The organism is Williamsia sp. z34 (assembly GCF_059553395.1).
Map to the genome: position 1 here is coordinate 295,717 of NZ_JCANWW010000006.1, position 25,171 is coordinate 320,887.

At 65.0% G+C, this 25,171-nt stretch carries 22 protein-coding genes; 7 read left to right on the forward strand and 15 right to left on the reverse strand.

Going from position 1 to position 25,171, the window contains the following annotated elements:
- Positions 1–35: 35 nt before the first annotated feature.
- From AC51GT_RS17180 to AC51GT_RS17205, 6 genes are all read right to left on the reverse strand, one after another.
- On the reverse strand, positions 36–1,208 hold the full coding sequence (locus AC51GT_RS17180) for a lipid-transfer protein (RefSeq protein ID WP_496329537.1): 1,173 nt from the start codon (positions 1,206–1,208) through the stop codon (positions 36–38).
- Positions 1,205–1,663 (reverse strand): hotdog family protein, encoded by a 459-nt coding sequence (locus AC51GT_RS17185; RefSeq protein WP_496329538.1) that lies wholly within the window; start codon positions 1,661–1,663, stop codon positions 1,205–1,207. Before AC51GT_RS17185 ends, AC51GT_RS17180 begins: the two co-directional genes overlap by 4 nt.
- Positions 1,660–2,694 (reverse strand): bifunctional MaoC family dehydratase N-terminal/OB-fold nucleic acid binding domain-containing protein, encoded by a 1,035-nt coding sequence (locus AC51GT_RS17190; RefSeq protein WP_496329539.1) that lies wholly within the window; start codon positions 2,692–2,694, stop codon positions 1,660–1,662. The genes AC51GT_RS17185 and AC51GT_RS17190 overlap by 4 nt, the downstream gene beginning before the upstream one ends.
- A gap of 13 nt (positions 2,695–2,707) precedes the next feature.
- Positions 2,708–3,871 carry an acyl-CoA dehydrogenase family protein gene (locus AC51GT_RS17195; RefSeq protein ID WP_496329540.1) on the reverse strand — a complete coding sequence of 388 codons (1,164 nt, stop codon included), beginning with the start codon at positions 3,869–3,871 and terminating at the stop codon, positions 2,708–2,710.
- Positions 3,872–3,876: 5 nt separating this feature from the next.
- On the reverse strand, positions 3,877–4,935 hold the full coding sequence (locus tag AC51GT_RS17200) for an acyl-CoA dehydrogenase family protein (RefSeq protein ID WP_496329541.1): 1,059 nt from the start codon (positions 4,933–4,935) through the stop codon (positions 3,877–3,879).
- 92 nt (positions 4,936–5,027) lie between these two features.
- On the reverse strand, positions 5,028–7,232 hold the full coding sequence (locus AC51GT_RS17205; RefSeq protein WP_496329542.1) for an acyl-CoA dehydrogenase family protein: 2,205 nt from the start codon (positions 7,230–7,232) through the stop codon (positions 5,028–5,030).
- 221 nt (positions 7,233–7,453) lie between these two features.
- On the opposite strand from AC51GT_RS17205, the gene kstR reads away from it, so the two are divergent.
- Positions 7,454–8,104 (forward strand): cholesterol catabolism transcriptional regulator KstR, encoded by a 651-nt coding sequence (kstR, locus tag AC51GT_RS17210; protein WP_496329543.1) that lies wholly within the window; start codon positions 7,454–7,456, stop codon positions 8,102–8,104.
- A gap of 88 nt (positions 8,105–8,192) precedes the next feature.
- Here kstR and AC51GT_RS17215 read toward each other — a convergent pair whose 3' ends face one another.
- The 3 genes from AC51GT_RS17215 to AC51GT_RS17225 all read right to left on the reverse strand — a co-directional run bounded on the left by AC51GT_RS17215 (position 8,193) and on the right by AC51GT_RS17225 (position 12,470).
- Positions 8,193–10,730, reverse strand: coding sequence for an ATP-dependent Clp protease ATP-binding subunit (locus AC51GT_RS17215; protein WP_496324955.1), 2,538 nt, complete (start codon positions 10,728–10,730; stop codon positions 8,193–8,195).
- A gap of 424 nt (positions 10,731–11,154) precedes the next feature.
- The gene (locus AC51GT_RS17220; RefSeq protein ID WP_496329544.1) at positions 11,155–11,631 is read right to left on the reverse strand and encodes an anthrone oxygenase family protein; all 477 of its coding nucleotides are present in this window, start codon (positions 11,629–11,631) and stop codon (positions 11,155–11,157) included.
- Positions 11,628–12,470: a Rossmann-fold NAD(P)-binding domain-containing protein gene (locus tag AC51GT_RS17225; RefSeq protein WP_496329545.1), complete on the reverse strand. Its 843-nt coding sequence runs from the start codon at positions 12,468–12,470 to the stop codon at positions 11,628–11,630. The genes AC51GT_RS17220 and AC51GT_RS17225 overlap by 4 nt, the downstream gene beginning before the upstream one ends.
- 71 nt (positions 12,471–12,541) lie before the next feature.
- Here AC51GT_RS17225 and AC51GT_RS17230 point away from each other — a divergent pair, with 71 nt between their 5' ends.
- The 4 genes from AC51GT_RS17230 (at position 12,542) to AC51GT_RS17245 (ending at position 16,662) form a co-directional block, all read left to right on the forward strand.
- Positions 12,542–13,471, forward strand: a complete 930-nt coding sequence (locus tag AC51GT_RS17230) for an AraC family transcriptional regulator (RefSeq protein ID WP_496329601.1) — start codon at positions 12,542–12,544, stop codon at positions 13,469–13,471.
- A gap of 14 nt (positions 13,472–13,485) precedes the next feature.
- Positions 13,486–14,769 carry a hypothetical protein gene (locus AC51GT_RS17235; protein ID WP_496329546.1) on the forward strand — a complete coding sequence of 428 codons (1,284 nt, stop codon included), beginning with the start codon at positions 13,486–13,488 and terminating at the stop codon, positions 14,767–14,769.
- Positions 14,770–14,884: 115 nt separating this feature from the next.
- Positions 14,885–15,379 carry an RNA polymerase sigma factor gene (locus tag AC51GT_RS17240; RefSeq protein ID WP_496329602.1) on the forward strand — a complete coding sequence of 165 codons (495 nt, stop codon included), beginning with the start codon at positions 14,885–14,887 and terminating at the stop codon, positions 15,377–15,379.
- On the forward strand, positions 15,376–16,662 hold the full coding sequence (locus AC51GT_RS17245) for a VOC family protein (RefSeq protein WP_496329547.1): 1,287 nt from the start codon (positions 15,376–15,378) through the stop codon (positions 16,660–16,662). The genes AC51GT_RS17240 and AC51GT_RS17245 overlap by 4 nt, the downstream gene beginning before the upstream one ends.
- Before the next feature lie 94 nt (positions 16,663–16,756).
- On the opposite strand, the gene AC51GT_RS17250 is transcribed toward AC51GT_RS17245, so the two are convergent.
- From AC51GT_RS17250 to AC51GT_RS17265, 4 genes are all read right to left on the reverse strand, one after another.
- Entirely contained in the window at positions 16,757–18,028 is a 1,272-nt protein-coding gene (locus tag AC51GT_RS17250; protein WP_496329548.1) for a M18 family aminopeptidase, read from the reverse strand.
- Between the two features lie 7 nt (positions 18,029–18,035).
- The gene (gene purQ, locus AC51GT_RS17255; RefSeq protein ID WP_496329549.1) at positions 18,036–18,719 is read right to left on the reverse strand and encodes a phosphoribosylformylglycinamidine synthase subunit PurQ; all 684 of its coding nucleotides are present in this window, start codon (positions 18,717–18,719) and stop codon (positions 18,036–18,038) included.
- The gene (gene purS, locus AC51GT_RS17260) at positions 18,716–18,964 is read right to left on the reverse strand and encodes a phosphoribosylformylglycinamidine synthase subunit PurS (protein ID WP_496324962.1); all 249 of its coding nucleotides are present in this window, start codon (positions 18,962–18,964) and stop codon (positions 18,716–18,718) included. Before purS ends, purQ begins: the two co-directional genes overlap by 4 nt.
- Before the next feature lie 80 nt (positions 18,965–19,044).
- The gene (locus tag AC51GT_RS17265) at positions 19,045–19,749 is read right to left on the reverse strand and encodes a DUF2334 domain-containing protein (RefSeq protein ID WP_496329550.1); all 705 of its coding nucleotides are present in this window, start codon (positions 19,747–19,749) and stop codon (positions 19,045–19,047) included.
- Positions 19,750–19,924: 175 nt separating this feature from the next.
- On the opposite strand from AC51GT_RS17265, the gene AC51GT_RS17270 reads away from it, so the two are divergent.
- Both AC51GT_RS17270 and AC51GT_RS17275 read left to right on the forward strand, forming a co-directional pair.
- Positions 19,925–20,437 (forward strand): MarR family winged helix-turn-helix transcriptional regulator, encoded by a 513-nt coding sequence (locus AC51GT_RS17270; protein ID WP_496324964.1) that lies wholly within the window; start codon positions 19,925–19,927, stop codon positions 20,435–20,437.
- Positions 20,438–20,506: 69 nt separating this feature from the next.
- A complete protein-coding gene (locus AC51GT_RS17275) occupies positions 20,507–21,961 on the forward strand; it encodes a DHA2 family efflux MFS transporter permease subunit (RefSeq protein WP_496329551.1) in 1,455 nt (484 codons plus the stop codon).
- Between the two features lie 83 nt (positions 21,962–22,044).
- On the opposite strand, the gene AC51GT_RS17280 is transcribed toward AC51GT_RS17275, so the two are convergent.
- Together AC51GT_RS17280 and AC51GT_RS17285 are read right to left on the reverse strand one after the other, a co-directional pair.
- Complete coding sequence (locus AC51GT_RS17280; RefSeq protein WP_496329552.1) at positions 22,045–24,162, reverse strand: S9 family peptidase; 2,118 nt, start codon at positions 24,160–24,162, stop codon at positions 22,045–22,047.
- Positions 24,159–25,052 (reverse strand): phosphoribosylaminoimidazolesuccinocarboxamide synthase, encoded by an 894-nt coding sequence (locus AC51GT_RS17285; RefSeq protein ID WP_496324967.1) that lies wholly within the window; start codon positions 25,050–25,052, stop codon positions 24,159–24,161. Before AC51GT_RS17285 ends, AC51GT_RS17280 begins: the two co-directional genes overlap by 4 nt.
- Positions 25,053–25,171 lie beyond the last annotated feature (119 nt).

Sequence of the window (25,171 nt, forward strand, 5' to 3'; positions counted from 1 at the left end):
GAGAAATCTCCTTTGCGACGAGAACTGGGCACGAACTATGCGGTGAGGACGAGACCGCTGGTGGGGACGCCGGTTCCGGCTGTGACCACCACCGCACCTGCCCCGTCGACCTGATTGACCGATTGACCCCGCAACTGCCGGACAGCTTCTGCGATGCCATTCATTCCGTGGATGTACGCCTCCCCCAGCTGCCCACCATGGGTGTTGAGCGGCAGCCGACCACCCACCTCGAGCGCACCGGGCTCGCGGACAAGGTCTTTCGCCTCACCGCGACCACAGAACCCGAGCTCCTCGAGTTGCATCAGCGTGTACGGGGTGAAGTGGTCATAGAGGATCGCAACGTCCATGTCTTCGGGGCGAAGACCCGATTGCTCCCACAACTGCCTGCCCACCAGGCCCATCTCGGGGAGTCCGGCGATGTCGTCGCGGTAGTAGCTGGTCATGATGTATTGGTTTTCACCACTGCCGGACGCCGCACCGGCAACGACAACCGGGGTGTGCGGCAGATCCCTGGCCCGCTCGGCCGACACCACCACGATCGCCACACCACCATCGGATTCCTGGCAACAATCGAGAAGGTGCAGGGGCTCGGCAATGTACCGCGAGTTCTGATGGTCGTCGAGCGTGATGGGCTTGCCGTAGAAGAAGGCTTCCGGGTTGACGGCGGCATGCTTTCGATCGACGACCGCGATCTGCCCGAAGTCCGTACTGGTGGCGCCGGATTCGTGCATGTACCGCTGGGCAACCATCGCCACGAACGCGGCCGGGGTGCTCAGTCCGTGGGGGTAGCTGAAGGCGTTGTCGGTGCCCGACGAGTTGTCCTGCGCGACCAGCGAGGTGTTCACCTGCCCGAACCGCATCCCTGACCGTTCGTTGAAGGCCCGGTAGGCGACCACCACATCCGCAACCCCGGTGGCCACCGCCATCGCCGCCTGCTGCACGGTGGAACACGCCGCTCCCCCACCGAAGTGGATGCGAGAGAAGTACTTCAGCTCACCGATACCCGAGGCGCGGGCGACCGCGATCTCGGTGTTGGTGTCCATGGTGAACGACACCAGCCCGTCCACGTCCGCCGGTGTCAGGCCCGCGTCGGCGAGTGCGGCGGTCACCGCTTCGGCGGCGAGTCGCAATTCGCTGCGTCCCGAGTTCTTGGAGAAGTCGGTGGCGCCGATACCGACGATCGCCGCCTTGCCGGACAGTCCGCTCATCGGCCCACTTCCGCTTCGCTTTTCCCTGCCGGAGCAGTGACTTTCGTGTGGTCCATCACCAGCGTCACCACCGACGTCACATGATTGCCCAGGCTGTCTTTGCCCACCACGTCGACGGTCACCAGATCGTCGTCCACCGCGCTCACGGTGCCGGTGAGCGTCAACGTGTCGTAGGCGTACCAGGGAACACCCAGCCGCAGCCTGATCGACCGGATCTGTGCGCGTTGCCCCGCCCAGTCGGTGATGTACCGCTGCACCAGTCCGGTGTCGGTGAGGATGTTGACAAAGATGTCCTTCGAACCCTTCTGATGAGCCAGGTCGCGATCGTGGTGGACATCCTGAAAATCCCTGGTGGCCAAGGCTGTCGAGACCACAAACGTAGGCGTCGCGTTCACCGTGAGACCGGGCAGTTCCAGGCCGACGGCAACGGCGGGCGGGGTGACGGGAACACTCATGACTTCACTCCTGTCCCAGCCGGCTGCCACGCATACAACGTCCAGGCATCTGCACCATCAGCGGCCGGAAAGTCGAGGAACTCGACACGTACCGGAAGTCCGATCTCGACCTGCGCGGGATCGACCCCGCGCAGCTCACCCAGAAGCCGTACTCCTTCTTCGAGTTCGACCAACGCGACGACAAACGGCAACTCTCGGCCCGGAACCTTCGGTGCATGGTGCACCACATAGCTGTAGACGGAGCCCAGGCCGGAGGCGACCACGAAGTCGGTGTCTTCACCCTTGGTCTTCCAGATCGCCGGCACCGGCGGATGGCGCAGCGACCCGTCTTCGAGTTTCTGGATGCGCAACTCGTGCTCGCGCACACCATCCCAGAAGAACAGGGTGTCCAGAGAAGGTGTGGGGCGCATCATCTTTGCCGGATCAAAGCCGGACGTCGGTGAACTGAGCGACGAGAGCACCGCACTGTCGGCGACAGCGGGCCCAGGATCCCGGACCGACACAGCGTCTTTGGCAGGCGGCCGGAACTTGAGGATCCGGAAGTCCATCTCGGCGACGACTTCATCGCCGACCTTCCAGGTGTTCCTGGTGGTGAAGAACCAGCCCTCACCGAGCCCGGTCTGTTTGGGCCCCACCACATCTGTCAGCGCAGCCTCGATGGTGACCTCTTCACCCGGCTTCGTGTACCGGTGATAGGTCGAATCACAATTGGTCGCGACGACGGACGTGTACCCCGCCTCGTCCAGAATCTGCGTGACCCGACCGAGCGGGTCGTCGTCGGCGCGCGACCCGGTCAAGCCCCGCATCGTCCAGACCTGAGCCATCGCCGGAGGTGCCACGATGCCGTCGTGACCGGCCCCACGCGCGGCCTCGTCATCGACATAGATCGGGTTGGCATCCCCGATGGCCTCGGTCCAGTTGTTGATCATGGCCGTGTTGATGGGGTCACGTCCGGCGACCGGAGCGCTGGTTCCTGCGGCCCGGACCCGGTCGGTGGCCGCGATGATCGCCGACGCGTCAACAGTTGTCATGCAAGGACTCCTCTCAGCGCTTTCCACGGGGCAGGCCGAGCCCGGCGGTCGCGATCATCTCCCGCATCACCTCGTTGACACCTCCGCCGAAGGTGATCACGACATTTCGTTTGGCCTGGACGTCGAACCAGTCGGCGAGGGCCGCGGTCTGCGGGTCGGAGAAATCCCCGTGCCTGCCCAGGATCTCGTCGATCAACCGGTGGACGTGCTGCAGTCGTTCGGTGGCGAAGACCTTGGTTGCCGCGGCGTCCGCCATCGAGATCGAGTCACCGCCCGCCGCCACCTGCCAGTTGAGCAGTTCATTGATCCGGTAATAGGCATGCAGTTCCGCCAGAGCACGTTTCACGTCCGCATGCTTTGCCGGAACGGTGCCGTCAGGCCCCGGCCGCTGCGCCCATTCCGTGATTTTTGCGAGGAGTCCGTCGAGTCGTCCGGCGGGTCCGAGCATGACGCGCTCATGGTTGAGCTGCGTGGTGATCAGGCGCCATCCGCCATTGACCTCACCGACGACCATGTTCGCCGGCACCACCACATCCGAGTAGTAGGTGGCGTTGACGTGATGGGCGTGATCGGCGGTGATGATCGGGGTCCAGCTGTAACCGGGGTCGGTGGTGTCGACGATCAGGATCGAGATGCCCTTGTGCTTGACCACGTCCTTGTCGGTGCGGCAGGCGAGCCACACGAAGTCGGCATCATGCCCGCCGGTGGTGAAGATCTTCTGCCCGTTGACGATGAACTCGTCCCCGCGACGTACCGCGGTGGTCTTGAGTGACGCGAGGTCGGTACCGGCGTCCGGTTCGGTGTAGCCGATGGCGAAATGGACCTCGCCGGCAAGGATCGCGGGCAGGAACCGTTGCTTCTGCTCGTCGGTCCCATAGAGCTGCAGCGTCGGGCCGACCGTCTGCAATGTCACCGACGGCAACGGGACGTCCGCCCGCGCGGCCTCGTTGACGAAGATCTGCTGTTCGATCTGGCCAAAACCTCGGCCGCCGTATTCTTTTGGCCATCCGACGCCGAGCCAGCCGTCCTTGCCCATCTGACGGATCACCTTGCGATAGGTGGGACCGTGCCGCTCGGTGAGCATGACTTGCGCGTCTTCGTCGGAGATCAGCGTCGAAAAGTATTCGCGCAACTCTTGTTTCAGATCGCGCTGCTGCGGGGTGAGATCGATGAACATCAGGTTTACGCTCCTGCCTCTACCTGCTCGGCCAGTGCATCGAGACGACTGGTGGGTCCGCCGACCAGACGAGCCAGGTCTTTGGCGATCGAGAAGTACCGGTGCAGGGGGTACGTGAGGTCGACTCCGATACCACCGTGCAGGTGGACCATCGTCCGCATCGTCGCCGGGATCTCCTGCGCCAGCCAGTACGTCGCCACCGCCAGATCCGTCCCCGCATCAAGACCTTCGGACAACCGCCAGCCGGCGGCCGTGGTTGCCAATGTCATCGACCGGGCCACCACGTAGATGTCGGCGAGCTGCTGCTGCACGGCCTGGAATGTCCCGAGTGGTTTGTCGAACTGGATGCGCTCGGTGACGTGGGTGGCCGTCAGGTTCATCGCACCGGCGACCAGTCCATCGGCGTAGGCGGCGATGCCCAGGGCGTGGTGCGCTGTCAACCACTCCGGATCGCCCTCGACGACGGTCTCGACGGGCACATTGTCGAATCGGACTGTGTACTCGCCCCATCCGGACGACGAGGTCGTCCGGACAACGGTCACTCCCGGGGCGTCGGCGGACACGATGGCAACACCCGCGTCGGTGGCGACGATCAAGGCGCTCGCGCCGTCGGCATGCAGCACACCGGTTTTGGTTCCGGTGAGCTTCCCGCCCGACACCGAGGTGTGCGGGGTGGCCGTCATGGCGGCGCCCGGTTCGTTGATCGCGGCGGCCAGCCAACCGCCCGCCTGCACCGCGGCACCGAGCGCGGCCGCCGCATCGGGAGCCCGGGCGGCCAACGGCGCCAGGCCCGAGATCAGGGTCCCGATGGCTGGTGTCACGGCCGCGGACCGACCCAAGGAGGTGGCGACGGGTATCAGCCCGTCGACACCGACATCATCACCGCCCTGGCTCTCGGGCAACGGCAGCGCGAGCACGCCACCGCCACCGAGCGCCGACCACAACGTGGTCTCGAACCCGCCGCGATCTGTCAGATCTGCGTCCCAGGCCGTCTCGTGCCGTTCGAGCACCGAGCCCATGACATCGCTCACAGTTTGGGCGGTGGAATCCAGCGTGAAATCCACGTTCTACACCCCTCCGAAGAATTAGAACTTGTTCTAGTTGTATCAGACGAACACGGTGTCCGTTTCGGACTTGGGCGAAGCCGCGGAACGAGCTACCGGGGCAGACCCAGCAGGCGCTCGGCCGTGGCCGTGAGCAAGATCTGCGTGGTGCCGCCCGCGATCGACAGGCACCGGTTCAGCAGGAATGTGTCGGCAGCCGGGGACAACGCCATACCTTCGGTACCGCGGAGCTGCTGGGCGAACTCGGGTACCGATTGCCGATGCCGTACCCCGATGAGCTTGCGGACGCCGGCGACCGCCCCCGGATCCGTCCCGTTGATCGACCCGAGGACCGTCCGCAGATCCAGTACCTGTCCCAGCTGCGCCTGCACGATGAGGTCGCCTAGCTGTTCGGCCTGAGCATCGGTCAGGATCGTGTCACCGACCTGCTCGAGTAGCGCTTCCATTTCTTTGCCCAGGGCCGAGCCACCCATCGCCACCCGTTCATTGGCCAACGTGGTGCGCGCCAGCCGCCAGCCGTTGTCGACCTCCCCGACCACACAGTCGTCGGGGACGAAAACGTCGTCGAGGAAGACCTCGTTGAACAGGGACCGACCGGTCAACTCGCGGAGCGGCCGCGTCTGGATCCCGTCCGACTTCATGTCGACCAGGAAGTAGGTGATGCCCTTGTGCTTGGGGACATCAGGATTCGTCCGGGCCAGGCAGATGGCCCAATCGGCCTCGTGTGCGTGCGACGACCAGACCTTCTGCCCCTGCAACCGCCAGCCACCGTCGACCTTGGTGGCCCGGGTCCGCAGTGAGGCGAGGTCCGAACCCGCGCCCGGCTCGGAGAACAGCTGGCACCACAGCAATTCGCCATCGAGGGTCGCCTTCACGAACCGCTCGCGCTGCGCATCGGTACCGTGCGCGACGATCGTCGGGATCGCCCAGCCGGCGATCACCAGATCCGGCCGTCGAACTCCCGCGCGTTCGAGCTCGGAATCGATGAGTACCTGGTGAGACGCGTCGGCACCGAGGCCGTACGGCGCCGGCCAGTGCGGCGTCAGATATCCGCCGGCCGCGAGCGCCCGGCGCCGGTCCGGTGCGGCCGCAATCGACTCCACCTGCTCCCGCACCTGCCGACGGTCACGCTCGGCGTCCCCCAGGTCGATCGTGAACGTCCGCCGGATCCCCGCCCGGTTCAGCTCGGCGACCCGCATTCGCCACCGGCCGGGACCGCCCAGCTGGGCCTGCCAGGCCAACGCCCGGCGCAGGTAGAGATGCGCATCATGCTCGAAGGTGAACCCGATTCCGCCGAGCACCTGGATGCAGTCCTTGGCGTTGGCCACGGCCAGTTCGGCGACCACCGCCGCGGCCGCCGCGGCGCTGATCTCCAGCTGCGCGGTCGCAGCCTCGCGATTGGCGCCCTCGGCCTCGGTCAATTCGTCGATGGCCTCGGCGAGGTCCCAGGCCGCGGCACCGACCAGTTCGCTGCGACAGAGCATTTCCGCGCAGATGTGTTTGACGGCCTGGAAGCTCCCGATCGGCGCCCCGAACTGTTCGCGCACCTTCGCGTACTCGACGGCGGTGTCGAGGCACCAGCGGGCGACTCCGGCCGCCTGAGCGGCGATCCCGGCAATGATCGTGGCCCGCACAAACGAGTCCGAGACATGCAAGACCTCGTGGGCCGGGATCCGAACCTGTTCGAACCGGACCCGCGCGAGGTCCATCGAGAAGTCGAGGGCCTCGACCCGCTCGGCGACCACACCCGGGGTCTTCGGTTCCAGCAGCACCCACCGCCGACTTCCCGCGATGTCCACCGGCGCCAGCAGGGCCACTCCGTCGGCGTATCCGGTCACCAGTCCGAGGTCACCGTCGGCCGACAGGACTCCGCGTTCGGCTTCGGTCGACAGCGCCATGTCACCGCCCGTGAGCACACCCGTTGCGATCGCTACCCCGACCTCCCCCGCCAGCAACTGTCCGAGTAACGCGTTCTCGTTCGGGACACCTGCCACCGCGGCCAACAGTGCGCCGACGGCCGTTCCCGCCACCGGACCGGGAACGAGACCGTAACCCGTTTGTTCGAGCATGACGGCGAGGTCGATGAACATCGCGTCCATTCCGCCCTGGCTCTCCGGCACGGCCGCCGCGAACACCCCGAGACCGGCGAGTTCGGGGAACAGCGCAGGCCAGGCATCGGCCTGGACGTCGGATCCCGGCTCGGCCGCCCGGACCGAGGTGATCGCCGACACCTTTTTGGACCATTGACCAATTGCATCGGCCACAGCGGTATGTTCTTGAGTGGTAGCGATCGTCATGGGCCTGAACATCCTGACTACTCGGAGTTGTCGGTGCGTAGTAGAACCTGTTCTAATATTGCACGTTCGAGACGGCAGAATGGAAGGGGCTGGGGCACGCGGCACCCAAATCGCATTTTCGGCAGCAGCGATTAACGTGTAGTTGGCCACTTGCAATAACGGTCATCCGACAGAAAACCCGGGCCCCCGAGGCGCAAAAGACGAAAGAGGTCAGTCCACTGATGGCAAGCCCGAATCCCACCGGCGGTTCGGTCGGCGACGCTGCCGTCGGTACCGAGGTCGACCTCGGCTCCAACGCCCAGCGTGAACGTCGCCGCCGCATCCTCGACGCGACGCTCGCCCTCGCCTCCAAAGGCGGCTACGACGCGGTACAGATGCGCGCTGTCGCCGACCGCGCCGACGTTGCCGTGGGAACCCTGTACCGGTACTTCCCGTCCAAGGTGCATCTGCTCGTCACCGCCCTGGCCCGCGAGTTCGAGGCCGTCGAGGCCCGCGCCGACAAGACCCGACTCCGCGGCGACACGCCACTCGAGCGTCTGCGCCACGTCCTGGACATGATCACCCTTGCGATGCAGCGTGATCCGCTGCTGACCGAGGCGATGACCCGCGCATTCATGTTCGCCGACGCATCGGCCTCCGCCGAGGTCGACAAGGTCGCGAACATCATCGACCGACTGCTCGCCAATGCCATGGTCGAAGGCGAACCCGCCGATCTCGATCTGAAGATCGCCCGCGTCGTGTCCGACGTCTGGATGTCGAACCTGGTGCAGTGGCTGACCCGCCGGGCCTCGGCCACCGACGTCACCAACCGCCTGGAGCTCACCATCACGCTTCTGCTCGCCGGCCGCGACCACGACGCCGCAAACAAGTAACCCGCAAGACTCGGCTCAATACCACTTCGGTCGAAAACAAAGAAGGGGCGCAACCACTTTCGTGGCTGCGCCCCTTACTTTGTATCGACTACTTCTCGGAGTCGCCGGTCTTCGCCAGTTCCACCGGGGTGTCGGGAAGCTCGATCGGCCTCTTCGAACCCTTGAAGGTGAACTTGGCTTCGTCGCCGTCGCCTTCGCCATCCCAGTTCTCGACATCGACGACGATGATCTCGCCGGCACCGATCTCGTTGAACAGGATCTTCTCCGACAGCTGATCCTCGATCTCGCGCTGGATGGTGCGACGCAGCGGCCGGGCACCCAGGACGGGATCGAAACCACGCTTGGCGAGCAGGCTCTTGGCCTTCTCCGTCAGTTCGATATCCATGTCCTTGTTCTTCAACTGCTTCTCGACGCGGGCGATCATCAGGTCGACCATCTTGATGATCTCGTCCTTGGTGAGCTGATGGAACACGACGATGTCGTCGATACGGTTGAGGAACTCGGGACGGAAGTGCTTCTTGAGCTCGTCGTTGACCTTCTGCTTCATCCGCTCGTAATTCGAGCCCTCCGCATTGGACTGCGAGAAGCCCAGACCCACGGCCTTGGAGATGTCACTCGTACCGAGGTTCGAGGTGAAGATCAGCACGGTGTTCTTGAAGTCGACCGTACGACCCTGACCGTCGGTGAGACGGCCGTCCTCGAGCACCTGCAGGAGCGTGTTGTAGATCTCCTGATGTGCCTTCTCGATCTCGTCGAAGAGCACCACGGAGAACGGCTTGCGGCGCACCTTCTCGGTGAGCTGGCCGCCCTCTTCGTAGCCGACGTACCCGGGAGGGGCACCGAAGAGCCGTGACGCGGTGAACCGGTCGTGGAACTCGCCCATGTCGATCTGGATGAGCGCGTCGTCTTCGCCGAACAGGAAGTTCGCCAAGGCCTTGGACAGCTCGGTCTTACCGACACCGGACGGGCCGGCGAAGATGAACGAACCGGACGGGCGCTTGGGGTCCTTCAGACCGGCGCGGGTACGGCGGATCGCCTTGGAGACGGCCTTGACCGCTTCGGTCTGACCGATGATCCGCTTGTGGAGCTCGTCCTCCATCCGGAGCAGACGGGTGGTCTCCTCCTCGGTGAGCTTGAAGACGGGGATACCGGTCCAGTTACCGAGGACCTCGGCGATCTCGTTGTCATCGACCTCGGCGACGATGTCCATGTCGCCACTGCGCCACTGCTTTTCACGCTCGCCGCGTTCGGTGACGAGCTGCTTTTCCTTGTCGCGCAGGTTCGCGGCCTTCTCGAAGTCCTGGGCGTCGATCGCCGATTCCTTCTCTTTGCGAGCATCGGCGATCCGGTCGTCGAACTCACGCAGGTCTGGCGGTGCGGTCATCCGGCGGATACGCATCCGGGCGCCCGCCTCGTCGATCAGGTCGATTGCCTTGTCCGGCAAGAACCGGTCGTTGATGTACCGGTCTGCCAGGGTCGCGGCAGCAGCCAGCGCGCCGTCGGTGATGGACACGCGGTGATGCGACTCGTAGCGGTCCCGCAGACCCTTGAGGATCTGGATGGTGTGTTCGACACTCGGCTCGCCGACCTGCACCGGCTGGAACCGACGCTCGAGAGCGGCGTCCTTCTCGATGTACTTGCGGTACTCGTCGAGGGTGGTCGCACCGATGGTCTGCAGCTCACCGCGGGCCAGCTTCGGCTTGAGGATGCTGGCCGCGTCGATGGCACCTTCGGCAGCACCTGCGCCGACGAGCGTATGGAGCTCGTCGATGAACAGGATGATGTCGCCGCGGGTGTTGATCTCCTTGAGAACCTTCTTGAGGCGCTCTTCGAAGTCACCGCGGTAGCGGCTGCCGGCAACCAGCGACCCGAGGTCGAGGGTGTAGAGCTGCTTGTCCTTGAGCGTCTCGGGAACGTTGCCGTTCACGATCGCCTGGGCCAGGCCCTCGACGACGGCGGTCTTGCCGACGCCGGGCTCACCGATGAGCACCGGGTTGTTCTTGGTGCGGCGGCTCAGCACCTGCATGACGCGTTCGATTTCCTTCTCGCGCCCGATGACCGGGTCGAGCTTGCCCTCGGCGGCAGCTGCGGTCAGGTTGCGACCGAACTGATCGAGGACCAGCGAGGTCGACGGCGTGCCCGCCTCGGTGCTGCGACCGCCGGTGCCGGCTTCCTGGGGCTCCTTGCCCTGGTAACCCGAGAGGAGCTGGATGACCTGCTGACGCACCCGATTGAGATCGGCGCCGAGCTTGACCAGCACCTGAGCTGCCACGCCCTCGCCCTCGCGGATGAGGCCGAGCAGGATGTGCTCGGTGCCGATGTAGTTGTGGCCGAGCTGCAACGCCTCACGCAGCGAGAGTTCGAGGACCTTCTTCGCGCGGGGAGTGAAAGGAATGTGCCCGGACGGCGCCTGCTGACCCTGGCCGATGATCTCCTCGACCTGGCTGCGTACGCCTTCGAGCGAGATTCCCAGCGACTCGAGCGACTTGGCGGCAACGCCTTCGCCCTCGTGGATCAGACCCAGCAGGATGTGCTCGGTACCGATGTAGTTGTGATTGAGCATCCGCGCTTCTTCTTGAGCCAGGACTACAACCCGACGAGCGCGGTCGGTGAACCGTTCGAACATTGTTCTCCCTTACGTTTCAATGGGTCGAGCTCGGCCTAAGCTTCATGTCCCAGTCTGACTGGTCCACCGGCGTCGATCTCCCCAGGGTGGGCATATACCGAGAGCGACGTCGATGCGTCGGCCTCAGCAGCCTTGGCTCCACTCTAATGGCCGCAGGTCACCGGCACCGCAGATGTCTCACCCTGTTCGACCCGAAGGCCCGTTTTCAGACCTACCAACCCATCAACACCGCAGCTTACGCGGGGTATCGATGTTCGATACGCCGTCAGCGAACGGGACACCCGTCCTTCGATCGCGATGAGTTTTATCCGATCGCGGATGGTTTGGAGTGCCACACCAGCAGGAATCCGGTCGCAGAGCGCTGCGCCCGCGCGTCGAGTGAACGATGGACGGCTCCGGGTTCTCCGACCCCGCCCCCACCCGGCTAACGAGACACCAGACCGGTGATGAGCACCGTCAGCGCGGCGGTGTCGAGCACCGCCCGGACGATGTTCCAGCGCACCCACGGCCCCTCGAACGCTTCTCGGACCGCGCGCAGATCGCTGATCCGCTCCGGGTCGCCGGCGGCGGCGATCTGATTGTTGAGCGGGATGTTGAAGACGATCGTGGTGATCAGCGTCAGTCCGTAGAGGACCGCGCCGGCCACGATCCACCACAGCATCGCGTGGTCGCGGTAGAGGACCGCGGCGACCACCGTGAAGCCCAGACCGCCGAAGAACACCAGCAGAAACAGCGGATTGACGATGGCCACGTTGATCCGCTGCATCACCGACACGAAGGACGCATCGTCGACGCGTCTGAGCGCAGGCATCACGGCGATGGCAAAGGCGGCATAGAGACCGGCCATCAGACCGACCGCCACCACTCCGAGGACGAGTAGCGATTCGCGAACCACGGTCATGACCAGGCTCCCTGTGATGCCGCCCTCTTCACCACATCGGAGAAGTCGCCGGGTGCGCGTCCGAGGATCTCGCGGACACCGTCGGTCACCGATTCGTTGCGCCCGTCGAACAGCGTTCCGAACAGCGCCATCACCATGTCCGTGTACTCCTGACCGATTCCGGCGGCCAGCAGCGCGCTGCGATAATCGACGTCGGAGACCGACACGAACGCGATGTCGCGGCCGAGTGCGCCGGCGATCTCGGCGGTGGCGTCGGCAAAGGTGAGCAACCGCGGGCCGGTCAGCTCGTAGACCCGTCCGGTGTGGCCGGTCCCGGTCAGCGCTTCGAGCGCGGCGTCGGCGATGTCGTCGGCGTCGAGGAACGGCTCACCGACCGGTCCGACCGGCAGCACCACCTCGCCGCCGCGAATATCGTCGACCAAGAAGGCCTCACTGAAGTTCTGGGCAAACCAGCTGCACCGCAACACTGTTGCGGGTGTTCCGGCCCCGAGGACCACCTCTTCACACGCCTTCGCCTCGGGTTCGCCGCGCCCGGACAACAAGACGAGCCGGTCGACACCGGCGTCGTCGGCCGCAGCGACAAAGGCGCTGATGTCATCGACGGAGTCCGGCACGATCAGGTCGGGTTGATAGGTGATGTACACAGCGCCGGCACCTTCGAGCGCGGGTTTCCAGGTACTGCGGTCGGTCCAATCGAAATGCGTGGCCGAGGTACGACTGGCCCGCCGGACCGGCACTCCGGCGCGGTCGAGTCGATCTGTCACTCGCGCACCGGTTTTGCCGGTGGCACCGACCACCAGGACGGGACGTTGTTCTCGGGTTTCCGTTGTATTTGTCATGTGAACCAGTACAGGCGATGAATACGAGCGTTTCCATGGTTTATCCGCTCGCTTTCATGTTCAATCGTCTTGTGGATGCGCTTGGCAGTGTGCTCAACGGACCCCGCGCGAAAGACGCGTTCTTGTTGCGGGTGGTGATGTCGCCGCCCTGGTCCGTCCGAATCGAGGACAAGGCCCCACTGACGGTGGTGGTGACCGTGTCCGGGACCGCCGCCATCGACTTCGACGACGGAGAGCACGCGGACGTACATCGCGGCGATGTCGCGATCATCCGCGGACCCGACCCGTACACCTATGGCGACGGCACCTCTGCGACCACCGCGATCATCGAAGAAGGCCAGCATTGCGTCGGCGACGACGGTGCCGAACTGGCCGACGAGATGCGCCTCGGCATCCGCAGTTGGGGCAACAGCGTCAATGGTGAATCGGTCTCGCTGGTCGGCGCCTACGGTGTGGCCGGCGAGGTGTCGACCAGGCTGCTGAACGCGCTCCCCCGACTGATCATTTTGCGTGACAACAACTCTCCGCTGATCGAGCTTCTCGCGACCGAGATGTTGCGGGACGCCCCGGGACAAGAGGTGATGCTCGACCGGCTTCTCGACCTCGTCCTGATCGACTCGTTGCGCACCTGGTTCTCCACCACCGAATCGGCGGGATCGAATTGGATTGCCGCCGAGTCGGATCCGGCGGTGGGCCGAGCACTGAGCCTGATCCACAACAATCCTGAGCAGTCGTGGACCGTGGCCGCCCTGGCCGCCCGGTGTTCGGTGTCGCGGGCCGTGCTGGCCAAGCGGTTCACCGAACTCGTCGGCGAACCGCCGATGGCGTATCTCACCGAATGGCGCTTGTCGCTCGCAGCCGACCTCCTGGCCGACGGAGGCCTCACGCTCGATGCCGTTGCGGCGCAGGTCGGCTACAGCGGCGCCTACGCGTTGAGCGCCGCCTTCAAGCGGGTTCGGGGCATCAGCCCCCGCGACCACCGCAGGTCCCTGGCGAGCTGAACCGGCGTGATTGGATGGGCGTCATGCTCAACGGCCGGTCCACCCCCGGAATCGGATTCGTCGTCTGCCTGCTGTCGATCGTCATGGTGGTCACGGTCGGAGCGGTGTTCGCGACGGATACGCCGCCCGAAGACACGTCCGAATACGACGGCGGCACGCTCCGGTCGTATCGGAGCGAACCCGCGGAGCGATGGAGCCTCGACCTCAGCGACATGCGCACGTACGGTTCCGGCGCCACACCCCTGGTCGCGGGCACCCATCACGACACCTGGCTGATCTCCTATCCGTCCGGAGACGGCACCACCTATCTCGCCATCGATCGCCGCGACGGCCGACGACTCTGGGCCCAGCCGATCGACGCCGGGCTGGGCAGCTGCGCGATCAACGGCAAGGGTCAGGTCGGCTGCGCGGTGCGCCTGGCAGATCGTCCGGACGGTTTCTATATCGCCGACCTGGACACCGGAGAACTCGGCTCTCTCTCCGCCCTCGACAACACTGAGACCGTCACCGGATACGGGCCCGACTTCCTACGCGTCAACAGCTCCGGGTACCAGGTGAGCCGCAACTCGCCGAACGGTACCGAGATCTGGGCCCGCACCTTCGCCGGCGCCGCCACGGTCGAGGTGAACGGCACCGTCGCCATCGTCCGGGCGTCCGACGGCACACAGCATCTCATCGACCCGGACACCGGTGACGACCTGTTCGGATGCGCCTGCGATCTGGTGGTCTACCCGACCGGCATCGCGGCGCAGTTCTCGGAGCGGGGAGCCCAGCGCGTCGAGTTCCTCCGCCCGGACGGCACCCGGACATCGGACAACGACAAGCAGCAATTGGTACCGGGCCGGTCCACCCTGCCCATCACGACGGGGGCCGGCAGCGAGCAGGTCTTCCAGACCCAGGGCACCTACGCCGCGTTCGACCCACAACAGAAGACCCGGCTATGGCAGGTCACCGACCCGGAGTTGTCGAAGGTCGGCGCCCGGCCCTGCGGTTCCACGGTCTCCTTTGCCCGCAAGGACGGCACGCGTTCGGTTCTCGACATCGTCTCGGCGGACAAACTGGGTGAGCTCCCCCGCAGCGATCCGATGGAGCCCTCCGCCAACATCGACATCCTCGGCTGCATCGGGCAGGGCGGCAACATCATCGTGTTCGGTGCCAACTCCCAGCTGACCGCCTACGACTTCACCACGGGCACCGTCGCGTGGCAGCGATCGGTGGTCGGCGGGCGGCCTGCCGTGGTCGACGGATACATCGTGCTCGAGGAGGGCACCACCCTCTCCCTGCTCGCTCCGTCGTAAAAAGTTCCCCGTTGGGCGTCGGAAAACCCCCGCCGCCGACGACTATGAGTATGTGAGCAGCTCAGCGGGTGGAAACTCCCACACTCCGTCCGGCCCGGCGCCGGCCGGTACTGCGCTGCTCGCTCTGTACGACGAGGCCTTGCCCGCGGTATACGGCTACCTGATCCGGCGGGCCGGTGACAAGAACATCGCCGAGGACATCACCTCGGACACGTTTCTGGCCGCCATGGACCGGGCACGAGTCGACGATTCGGTCGAGCCGTCGGTCCCGTGGCTCATCGGCATCGCCAGACACAAACTGGCCGACCACTGGCGCAAGATGCAACGCACCCCGACGCCGGTGGACGAGGTTCCGGATCGGCCGGCCGGCGACGAGTGGGATGTGCACCTCGACCGGATACTTGCCGAGTTCACCCTCGCGCGGCTCTCGACCACCCACCGCGCGGTGCTGACGCTGCGGTACGTCGACGACTGCACCGTGCCGCAGTGTGCCGAACTGCTCGGGCGCACGGTCATGGCCACCGAAGCGCTACTCACCCGGGCCAAGCGGGCTTTCCGCGCGGCCTACCCCGACAACACGATGCCCATCGCGAAGGGAGGCCAGTCATGAACGCTCCGAACTCATTCGACCCGTTCACCGTGCTGGCCACAGCCGACGTGCCGGTGTCCCCCGACGCCGACTTCGCACGTCGCCTGCGTACCCGCCTCGAGCGTGGACTCGAACTACCCGAAGGAATCACCATGAGCACCGACATCGGCTCTGCGCCGTCGGCCGAGAACCTTTCGTCGCAGATCCTCACCTCCGTGGAACGTCCAGGGGCACTGCCCTATCTCACCGTCGCCGATCCGGCCGCCGCCATCGACTGGTACGTCGCCAACCTCGGTGCCCGACTGCGCGGCGAACCGATCGTGATGGACGACGGCACCATCGGGCACGCCGAACTCCTGATCGGCGGTGGCGTGATCTACCTGGCCGGCGAGTTCGGTGACCTGGGCCTCAAAGCCCCTGCACCACAATCAGTCTCGGTATCACTGATGCTGCCGGTCTCCGACACCGACGCGGTGTTCACCCGCGCCCGCGACGGTGGCGCGACGGTCCAGCGTGAACCCTACGAAGATCACGGTGCCCGAACCGGTGTGATCGTCGATCCGTTCGGACATCGATGGATGATCACCGGGCCGACGACCGGTGCGAAGGTAGAACAGATCCACCGCGGGGACATCGGTTACTGCTCGCTGTGGACCACCGACGTCGACCGCGCCGCCACCTTCTACGGGTCGGTCCTGGGCTGGGAGTTCAACGCAGCCACCAGCCAGGTCACCAATCTCTCCCACCGCCTCGGGATCTACGAGGTTCCTGGCGATCCGACCATGCAGTGCGTGTACGCCGTCGACGACATCGACGCCGCCCGGTCCGCCATCATCGAGGCCGGTGGCACCCCGAATCAGGTGCAGCAGTTCGGCTTCGGCGAGCTACTCGATGCCGTCGACGACCAGGGTGTGGACTTTTCGATCTACCGGCCGAGAGGCCAGGAACCGCGTCCACCCCTCAACGCGACCGGCCACGGCGAACTCACGTATATGACCCTGTACACGCCGGACAGTGAGCGGCTTCGGGACTTCTACGGCCGAGTGCTGGGCTGGACGTTCAATCCCGGGCGCATCGATGACGGCTGGGAGGTCGACGGTATGCACCCGATGACCGGTATCGCCGGCGGCCAGGAACGTTCGGTGGCGGTCCCGATGTGGGTCGTCGACGACATCGACGTCGCGGTCGCGCGGGTGCGTGAGGGCGGCGGCACCGTCCTGGATGGTCCGTCACAGCAGTCGTACGCCATCTCCGCCGAATGCCTCGACGATCAGGGCGCGCGCTTCTACCTCGGCCAGTACTGAGCTCCCCCGCACTCCGATAATGTGCCCTTTTGGCGAACAAAAGACCAGGTGGGCGCCGCCAAAAGGGCACATCATCGGGGTCTGGGAGCGGGAGTCAGGGAGCGAGGAATGCGGCGAGGGCGGCGGAGTACATACCGACATCGGCGCTGCCCATGACCTCACGGGCACTGTGCATCGCCAACTGCGGCGCCCCGACATCAACGGTGTTGAGGCCGGTGCGGGTCGCGGTCAGCGGACCGATCGTCGAACCACACGGCAGATCGGCGCGATGGACATAACGCTGCAGCGGAACCCCGGCCTTGTCGGCCGCGACCGCGAACAACGCTTCACCGGCCGCATCGCTGGCATACCGCAGATTCTGGTTCACCTTCAGCACCGGACCACCGTTGATGGCGATCTGATGTGACGGTTCGTGGCGCTCGGGATAGTTCGGATGCGTCGCATGGGCCATGTCGCCGGACGCGCAGGCGCTCATCGCCATCGACCGCAGATAGTCTTCCCGAGATCCCCCACCGGCCAGCACAATTCGCTCGAGCACAGTACCGAGCAGATCCGACGACGCACCGCGGTCCGACCCGCTGCCGACCTCTTCGTGGTCGAACAGTGCCAGTACCGGGATGGCCGCCGACGACTCCGCGGCGATCGCGTCGATGAGCGCCCGGGTACCGGCGTAACAGGTGCCCTGGTTGTCCAGACGGGGTGCGCTGACGAGGTCACCATCGACCCCGACAACCCGGCTGGGGGCCAGATCATGGGTCATCAGTTCCCAGCCGAGCACCTGATCCAGTGCCACATCGGCTTGCGCGGCAATCCATTCCATGAATCCCGGACCGTCGGCACCGACACCCCAGACGGCGTTGACGTGGCGCTGCGGATCCAGCGACACCCCGCCGCGGTCCTCCGAGAGGTGGATCGCCAACTGCGGCACCCGCAGGACCGGTTCGTCGATACGGATCAGATGTTCACGCAGACCGTCGGGCTCGCGGATGGCAAGCCGCCCCGAGATCCCGAGGTCGCGATCGAGCCAGCTGTTGAGCCAGGCGCCGCCGTACTTCTCCAACCCGACCATCCGCAGTCCGGCAGACCGCAGGTCGGGGTTCTGCTTGACGCGCAGGTTGGGGCTGTCGGTGTGACCACCCACGATCCGGAAGCTGCGACCGCGGGCAGTGCTGTCCCACGCGACGATCGATCCGCCGCGGATCACATAGTGCCGACCCGGCTGCGACGGCCACTGATGCTCCTCTTTCAGTTGCCGGAAGCCGTTGGCCTCCAGCACTTTCGCCACCGATTCACAGACATGGAAGGGCGACGGGGAGTCATCGATGAAACTGCAGAGGCCGACAGCATCGGCGGACGTTGTCACCATGTGCGCCTCAGGCGTTGGCGAGAACTGCGTCGAGAGCCGAGTAGAACAGGCCCAGACCGTCGTCGCTGGGACCGGTCAGGGCTTCGGTTGCGTGTTCCGGGTGAGGCATCAGACCGACAACCTTGCCGTCGGCGCTGGAGATACCGGCGATGGACCGCATCGAGCCGTTGGGGTTGTCACCGGCGTAGCGGAAGACCACCCGTCCTTCACCCTCCAGTTCGTCGAGTACTGCCTCGGAGGCAACATAACGTCCCTCGCCCGACTTCAGCGGGACCAGGATCTCCGCTCCCTGCTCGAACCGGGAACTCCAGGCCGAGGTGTTGGACTCGACGCGCAGCCACTGGTCACGGCACATGAAGTGCAGTCCCTGGTTACGGGTGAGCGCACCCGGCAGAAGCCCGGCCTCGCACAGCACCTGGAAACCGTTGCAGATACCCAGAACCGGCATACCTTTACCTGCTGCCTCGACGAGCGCACCCATCACGGGCGCGAATCGGGCGATGGCACCGGCCCGCAGGTAGTCACCGTAGGAGAATCCGCCGGGCACGATCACCGCGTCGACACCCTTGAGGTCGCCGTCGCCGTGCCACAACTCGACCGCTTCGCCACCAGCGATGCGGACAGCCCGGGCGGCGTCGATGTCGTCGAGTGTTCCGGGAAACGTGATGACCCCGATCCGCGCTCCGGTCACGACGATGCGCCCTGTACCCGGGTCACCGAGTAGTCCTCGATGACGGTGTTCGCCAGGAGTTCGGAGGCGATCCGGTCAAGGGCCTCGTCATCGACCGTTTCGTCGACCTCCAACTCAAATCGCTTGCCCTGTCGGACATCGGCGACCCCGGCGAACCCGAGTCGACCCAGGGCGCCACTGATGGCCTGCCCCTGCGGGTCCAGGATCTCGGCTTTGGGCATGACGTCCACTACGACTCGAGCCACTTCGGAACTCCTCTTCAGCTGCGGTTTGCTGGACGTAACTCTACCGGCTGATCGCAGGCTTCCCGGCGGAGGACCTCCGATCAGGCAGCGCTCCGGGCGGCAGGCGGCTCCAGGTTCCGATATGTCGTCGGCCGGGCTCCGTGCAACAGCGCGAGATCCACACAGTTGATCAGAGCGCCCACCGCCATCGACGCCTGAAGATGCCCGGCCGCGACGGACAGCCTGACGATCCCGCCGCGCCGGGCCACCCTCGCGGTGTTGGCGACGAGCAACCGGCACCACCAGGCATCCGCCGCGAATCCGTCACCGATACCGAGTACCCGAGCCCGAATGCGGTGGCCGGTGACCAGATTGTCCATCGAGGACAGGCCCAGATCCGTCCGAAAGCCGCGGCCGGGCAGGGCTTGGCGGGCGCCCGGCGATGAGTTCCATCGAGGTGCGGCAAAGATCCGCGTGCGCAGTCCCATTCGCTCGAGAACCCGGTCCGCGGCAAGTAACCGCAGGTCGGCCTCATGCGCCCCGAGCACCGCGAACTCGGCACGGCGCCGGCGACCCGGCGCCTGGTCGTAGCCGTGGAGCACGATCGCATCATCGCCGGATCGCCGGCCGCGCAGCCAGTCGCAGGTCGCGGCGTCATCGGCCAGCCGGTACCCGTCCGCCAGGCGCGGGGCGACCAGCAGCGACACCGGTACATCCCGCGCGGCGAGCCTCTCGGTGAAGACCGAGACCGCCGGCAACGTTTCCGTCCTGATCCCCGAGATGGACACGATGAGTTGTCCTGTCACGGTCACCAGTGTCGCCGCCACAGATGGTCAACGGGTTGCGCCGAGATGGATGGTGCGCAAAGCCTTTCGCCTCACCACCACTGTCGGTGACTGTACTCACACCATGGGAGGTATGTAACAGAACACACATTGCTTGCGTTGGCATCAATAGTTGCGTCGGCGTTACCGTTGGCCAGTGTCAGCAACAGGTGTGGTCGAACAACCCTCTTCCGAGGGCGTGGAGGTCGACGAGGCTTTCCAGACCGTCCACGATTTCATGTCCCGCCTGATGGCGGCCATGGACGTCGACACGATGAACGAGATCATCGACACCGAACTCGGTTTCAGCCACTTCAAGGCTTTGCTGATCCTGAGCCGCCACTGCCGACCGCTCTCGGTCAACGAACTGTCCGATGAGCTGCGACTTTCGCTTGCTGCGACCGGACGAGCGGTCGACAAGCTGGTCGGTCTCGAGTTGGTCATCCGTCGCGAGGACCAGTTCGACCGCCGCATCAAGCGGGTGTCCCTCGCCTCAGCCGGCGAAAAAGCAGTTGCGGACGCAATCTACCGGGGCCAGGATTCGATTCGGCATCTGATCACCGCGTTACCCGTCGATCTGCGGACCAATCTCAACAACGCGCTCGTGCCGGTGCTGGCCGGCGACTACCTCGCTCCCGCTTCGTGCGCCGATGACCGGGCGTCCATGTAAGGAACCGCGTCGGCATTGCCGACGGACCAAAGACGACAGAATTTCCAACCTTTTCCAGAAAGCAACTCTATGACCTCAAACGATAAGGCCGCGCCGCCGAGCCAGAAGCTCGACCCGGCAATTCTGAAAATCGCCGTGGTCGTCGTGCTCGGCGCCATCATGGCGATCCTCGACACCACCGTTGTGTCTGTGGCACAGAACACATTCCAGGATGAGTTCGACACCGATCAGGCCGGAGCCGCCTGGACCATCACCGGCTACACCCTGGCGCTTGCCGCCGTGATCCCGCTGTCCAGTTGGGCCGCAGCCCGATTCGGTACCAAGAACGTCTACCTGACGTCGCTGGTGCTCTTTGTCCTCGGTTCGGCACTGTGTGCGCTGGCCTGGGACATCACCTCCCTGACCGTGTTCCGCGTACTGCAGGGTCTGGGCGGCGGCATGCTGATGCCCGTCGGAATGATGATCCTGACCAAGGCGGCCGGTCCCGCTCGCGTGGGTTCGGTGATGGCCGTGCTCGGTATCCCGATGCTGCTCGGCCCGATCATGGGCCCGATCATCGGTGGCGCGCTGATCGAATACGCCAGCTGGCAGTGGATCTTCCTCATCAACGTGCCGATCGGCATCATTGCCCTCTTCTACGCCATGGCAGTGCTGCCCGGGCAAGACGAAAAGGCCCGGCCGACATTCGACTTCCTCGGACTGCTCCTGCTCTCGCCAGGCCTGGCCCTGTTCCTCTACGGCATCTCGCTGAGCGCTGAACACGGCAACTTCACCGATACCCCGGTCTGGCTCTCCGCCACCGTTGGTCTGCTGCTGATGATCGCGTTCGTCTTCCACGCCCTGCGTCACAAGAACCCGCTGCTCGACCTGCGTCTGTTCAAGAACAGCAAGCTGTCCATGGCCGTGATCACCATGACGTTCTTCATGATCGCGTTCCTCGGCGCCGCGCTGTTGTTCCCGCAGTACTACATCGGCGTGCGCGGCGAGTCGACCCTGATGACCGGATTGCTGCTGGCCCCACAGGGTCTCGGCGCGATGCTGACCATGCCGATGGCCGGCAAGCTGACCGACCGGCAGGGGCCGGGCAAGCTGGTCATGGCTGGCATCGTGCTCATCGCACTGGGCATGGGCTTCTTTATATTCCTCGGCGCGGACACCTCGTTCTGGCTGCTCAGTATCGCGCTGTTCGTCCAGGGTCTCGGTATGGGTATGACGATGATGCCGATCATGTCCGCCGCGCTGGCAACCCTGTCGGACAAGCAGGTTCCCGATGGTTCAACCCTGATGAATGTGGTCCAGCAGGCCGCCGGTTCGATCGGCACCGCGATCACCTCGGTGCTCCTGGTCAACAACCTCAAGGACGCAGAAACCCTGAGCGAGGCGGCAGATGGCTTCGCCAGCACCTTCATCGTGGTCACTGTCCTGATCGCAATCTGCTTCATCCCGGCGTTCTTCTTGCCACGCAAGGCCATTGCCAAACCGCTCGATGCGGACGGGCAGCCGGTGCCGGTCATGATGCACTAGCTTTTCCCAGCTCGAACAAGAACAGCGCCGCCCGGACGAGTTCCGGGCGGCGCTGTTTTGGTATTCGGGATGACTTGCGACCGTCAGACGGCGCCGGTCTGCCGCAGGACCCAGGCGTACTCGAAGGCAACCTCTTCCCACTGCTTGTAGCGTCCACTCACGCCGCCGTGACCGGCCTTCATCTCCGTCTTCAGCAGGATCGGGGCATCCCCGGTCGTGTTGGCCTGAAGTCGGGCAACCCATTTGGCCGCCTCGGTGAACAGCACCCTCGTGTCGTTGAGCGAGGTCACCGCCAAGATCTCCGGGTACGGCAGGGGCCGGACGTTCTCATACGGCGAGTAGGACCGCATGTACTCGTAGACCTCTTTGTCGGCGAGGGGATTTCCCCATTCATCCCATTCGATGACCGTCAACGGCAGCGACGGATCGAGGATGGACGTCAACGGATCCACGAACGGGACCACCGCCAGGATTCCGTTGAACAGCTCCGGCGCCATGTTGGCGACGGCGCCGATCAACAACCCACCGGCACTGCCGCCCTCTCCCACCAGATGGTCGGCGTCGGTGACTCCGGTGTCGATGAGATGCTGTGCCGCGGCCACGAAATCGGTGAAGGTGTTCTTCTTCGTCAGGGTCTTGCCGTTGTCGTACCAGTGGCGCCCCATCTCACCGCCGCCGCGGATGTGCGCGACCACGAAGACGACGCCGCGGTCGAGCAGTGACAGACGCGAGATCGAAAAGCCCGGGTCGTTGCTGGATTCGTACGAGCCGTAGCCGTACAGCAACGTCGGGGCCGGACCGGATTCAGCGCCGCGCCTGCGGATCACCGACAACGGGATCTTGGTTCCGTCGGACGCGGTCGCCCAATCCCGGCGTTGCTCGTAGTCGGCGGGATCGAAGTCGCCGAGCACCTGCTGCCGCTTGAGCAGCGTTCGCTCACCGGTCGCGACGTCGAGATCGAAGATCTCGGTGGGATTGATGAAACTCGTGTACCCGATGCGAAGTCGTGGCGCGGCCCACTCCGGGTTGGCCCCGAGACCGGCCGAATACAACTCCTCGTCGAAGGTGACCTCGGTGAACACTGGTTCGCCGGTGGTCAACGGCGCGATCGAGAGTCGCGGCAGCGCTTCCCGGCGGTAGCTCAACACCAGTTGGCCGGCGAAGGCGTCGACGTCCTCCAGGCGCACCTCGGTGTCGTGTGGCACCAGGATGCGGGTGGCGGTGGGGTCGCTGATCGGGGCCTCGAGCAGTTCGAAGTTCTCGGCATTCGCGTTGTGCAGGATCAGGAAACAGTCCCGGTCTTCGATGACCGCATGTTCGACGCCGTACTCGACGCCCTCCTCGCGCGGCCACACCACCGAGAACTCACCGGTCGGGTCACCGGCGTCGAGGACCCAGACCTCCGAGGTGATCTTCGACCCGACGGTGATCATCAGGTACTTGTCGCTACGGGTGCCACCGATACCCACCCAGTACTGCTCGTCCGGTTCGTGGAACACCTTGACGTCAGGGGTGCCGGCACCGAGATCGTGCCGCCAGACCGTATCGGGGCGCCAGGCCTCGTCGACCGTCTGATAGAAAACGTGCCTGCCATCGAGGGACCACAGCGCACCGGGCGCGGTGTTGGTGATCTCGTCGGCGAGCAGGTCGCCGGTCCGGAGATCCTTGAACCGCATCGTGTATCGCTCGTCGCCGGTGCTGTCGACGCTGTAGGCCAGCAGCGTGCCGTCCTCGCTCACCGACAGTGCGCCCAGACTGAAGAAGTCGGTGCCCTCGGCCTCGACGTTCGAGTCGAGCAGGATCTCTTCACCCGGAACAGGCTGTCCGGGCTCGACTTTCGGCGGCGTCCAATCGTTCGGACCGCTGATCGGGCACCGGGCGCTCAGCGAATACTGTTTGCCCTCTTCGGTGCGGGCGTAGTACCAGTACTGACCGCGGCGCGTGGGCACCGACATATCGGTTTCCTGTGTACGGCTTTTGATCTCGGCATAGATGTCGGCCCGCAGATCGGCGAGGTCGGCGGTCTGAGCAGCGGTGTACTCGTTCTGCTGTTCCAGGAACGCGATGACCTCAGGATCCTCTTTGTCACGCAACCACTCGTACTCGTCGACCACGGTCTCACCGTGATGGGTGCGCTCGAATGGGATCCGTTTCGCAACGGGCGGCACGATGGGTGCGGAATCCTGCGAGGTGTCGGTCACTGTTCTCCCTTCGGCCAGTCATCGAATGACAGACCTGAAATACGTTCATACGCTTCGATGTAGCGGGCACGAGTACGTTGCGCGATGTCATCGGGCAGCGGCGGTGGCGGTTCGTCACCGGCGCGATCCCATCCGGAATCTCCGCTGAGCAACCAGTTGCGGACGATCTGCTTGTCGAAACTCGGCTGCACCTGACCCGGCGTGTAGGTCGTGGCATCCCAATAGCGCGAGCTGTCCGGGGTGAGCACCTCGTCGGCCAGCACCACAGCGCCGTCGTCGTCGAGGCCGAACTCGAACTTGGTGTCTGCCAAGATGATTCCACGCCGCGCGGCCAGCTCCGAGCCGCGTGAATAGATGTCGAGGGTCAGGTCCCGCAGACGCACGGCCAGCTCTTCACCGACGGTCGCGACGACCGCCTCGAAGCTGACGTTCTCATCGTGCTCGCCGATCTCGGCCTTGGATGCGGGCGTGAAGATGGGTTCGGGTAGTTTGCTCGACTCCCCCAGGCCGGCTGGGAGCTCGATCCCACAGACCGCTCCGGTGGCGTTGTAGTCGAGCAGTCCGGAGCCGGTCAGGTATCCACGGGCGACGCATTCGACGGGCAACATGTCGAGCTTCTTGACCACCAGCGCCCGGCCGAGCAACTCCGCCGGGATCCGGGGATCCTCGGGGCCGCCCGCCAGGTGATGCGGAACGCCCAATGCCCCGAAGTAGTAGACGCTCATCGCGGTCAGGATGCGGCCTTTGTCGGGGATCGGTGTCGACAAGATGTGGTCGAAGGCCGAGATCCGGTCGGAGGCGACCATCAGCATGGTTTTCTCGTCGATCGAATAGAGATCCCGCACCTTCCCGGCTGCGAGGTGTTCATAGGACTCCAGAGCAGGGCGCATACCTGTAGAGGTTAGTGGCCCGAACATCACCCACCGTGGTCAGGTGCCCTGGTGATGCCCTCACCAGGACGTGATCACCCATCTGAGCGATCCACCCGCTTCCTGCGGCCGGCTGCGAC

Coding starts and splice junctions, on each gene's coding strand:
- AC51GT_RS17180 (WP_496329537.1), bottom strand. CDS start 1,208: ATGAGCGGACTGTCCGGCAAGGCGGCGATCGTCGGTATCGGCGCCACC.
- AC51GT_RS17185 (WP_496329538.1), bottom strand. CDS start 1,663: ATGAGTGTTCCCGTCACCCCGCCCGCCGTTGCCGTCGGCCTGGAACTG.
- AC51GT_RS17190 (WP_496329539.1), bottom strand. CDS start 2,694: ATGACAACTGTTGACGCGTCGGCGATCATCGCGGCCACCGACCGGGTC.
- AC51GT_RS17195 (WP_496329540.1), bottom strand. CDS start 3,871: ATGTTCATCGATCTCACCCCGCAGCAGCGCGATCTGAAACAAGAGTTG.
- AC51GT_RS17205 (WP_496329542.1), bottom strand. CDS start 7,232: ATGACGATCGCTACCACTCAAGAACATACCGCTGTGGCCGATGCAATT.
- kstR (WP_496329543.1), top strand. CDS start 7,454: ATGGCAAGCCCGAATCCCACCGGCGGTTCGGTCGGCGACGCTGCCGTC.
- AC51GT_RS17215 (WP_496324955.1), bottom strand. CDS start 10,730: ATGTTCGAACGGTTCACCGACCGCGCTCGTCGGGTTGTAGTCCTGGCT.
- AC51GT_RS17220 (WP_496329544.1), bottom strand. CDS start 11,631: ATGACCGTGGTTCGCGAATCGCTACTCGTCCTCGGAGTGGTGGCGGTC.
- AC51GT_RS17225 (WP_496329545.1), bottom strand. CDS start 12,470: ATGACAAATACAACGGAAACCCGAGAACAACGTCCCGTCCTGGTGGTC.
- AC51GT_RS17235 (WP_496329546.1), top strand. CDS start 13,486: ATGGGCGTCATGCTCAACGGCCGGTCCACCCCCGGAATCGGATTCGTC.
- AC51GT_RS17245 (WP_496329547.1), top strand. CDS start 15,376: ATGAACGCTCCGAACTCATTCGACCCGTTCACCGTGCTGGCCACAGCC.
- AC51GT_RS17250 (WP_496329548.1), bottom strand. CDS start 18,028: ATGGTGACAACGTCCGCCGATGCTGTCGGCCTCTGCAGTTTCATCGAT.
- AC51GT_RS17275 (WP_496329551.1), top strand. CDS start 20,507: ATGACCTCAAACGATAAGGCCGCGCCGCCGAGCCAGAAGCTCGACCCG.
- AC51GT_RS17285 (WP_496324967.1), bottom strand. CDS start 25,052: ATGCGCCCTGCTCTGGAGTCCTATGAACACCTCGCAGCCGGGAAGGTG.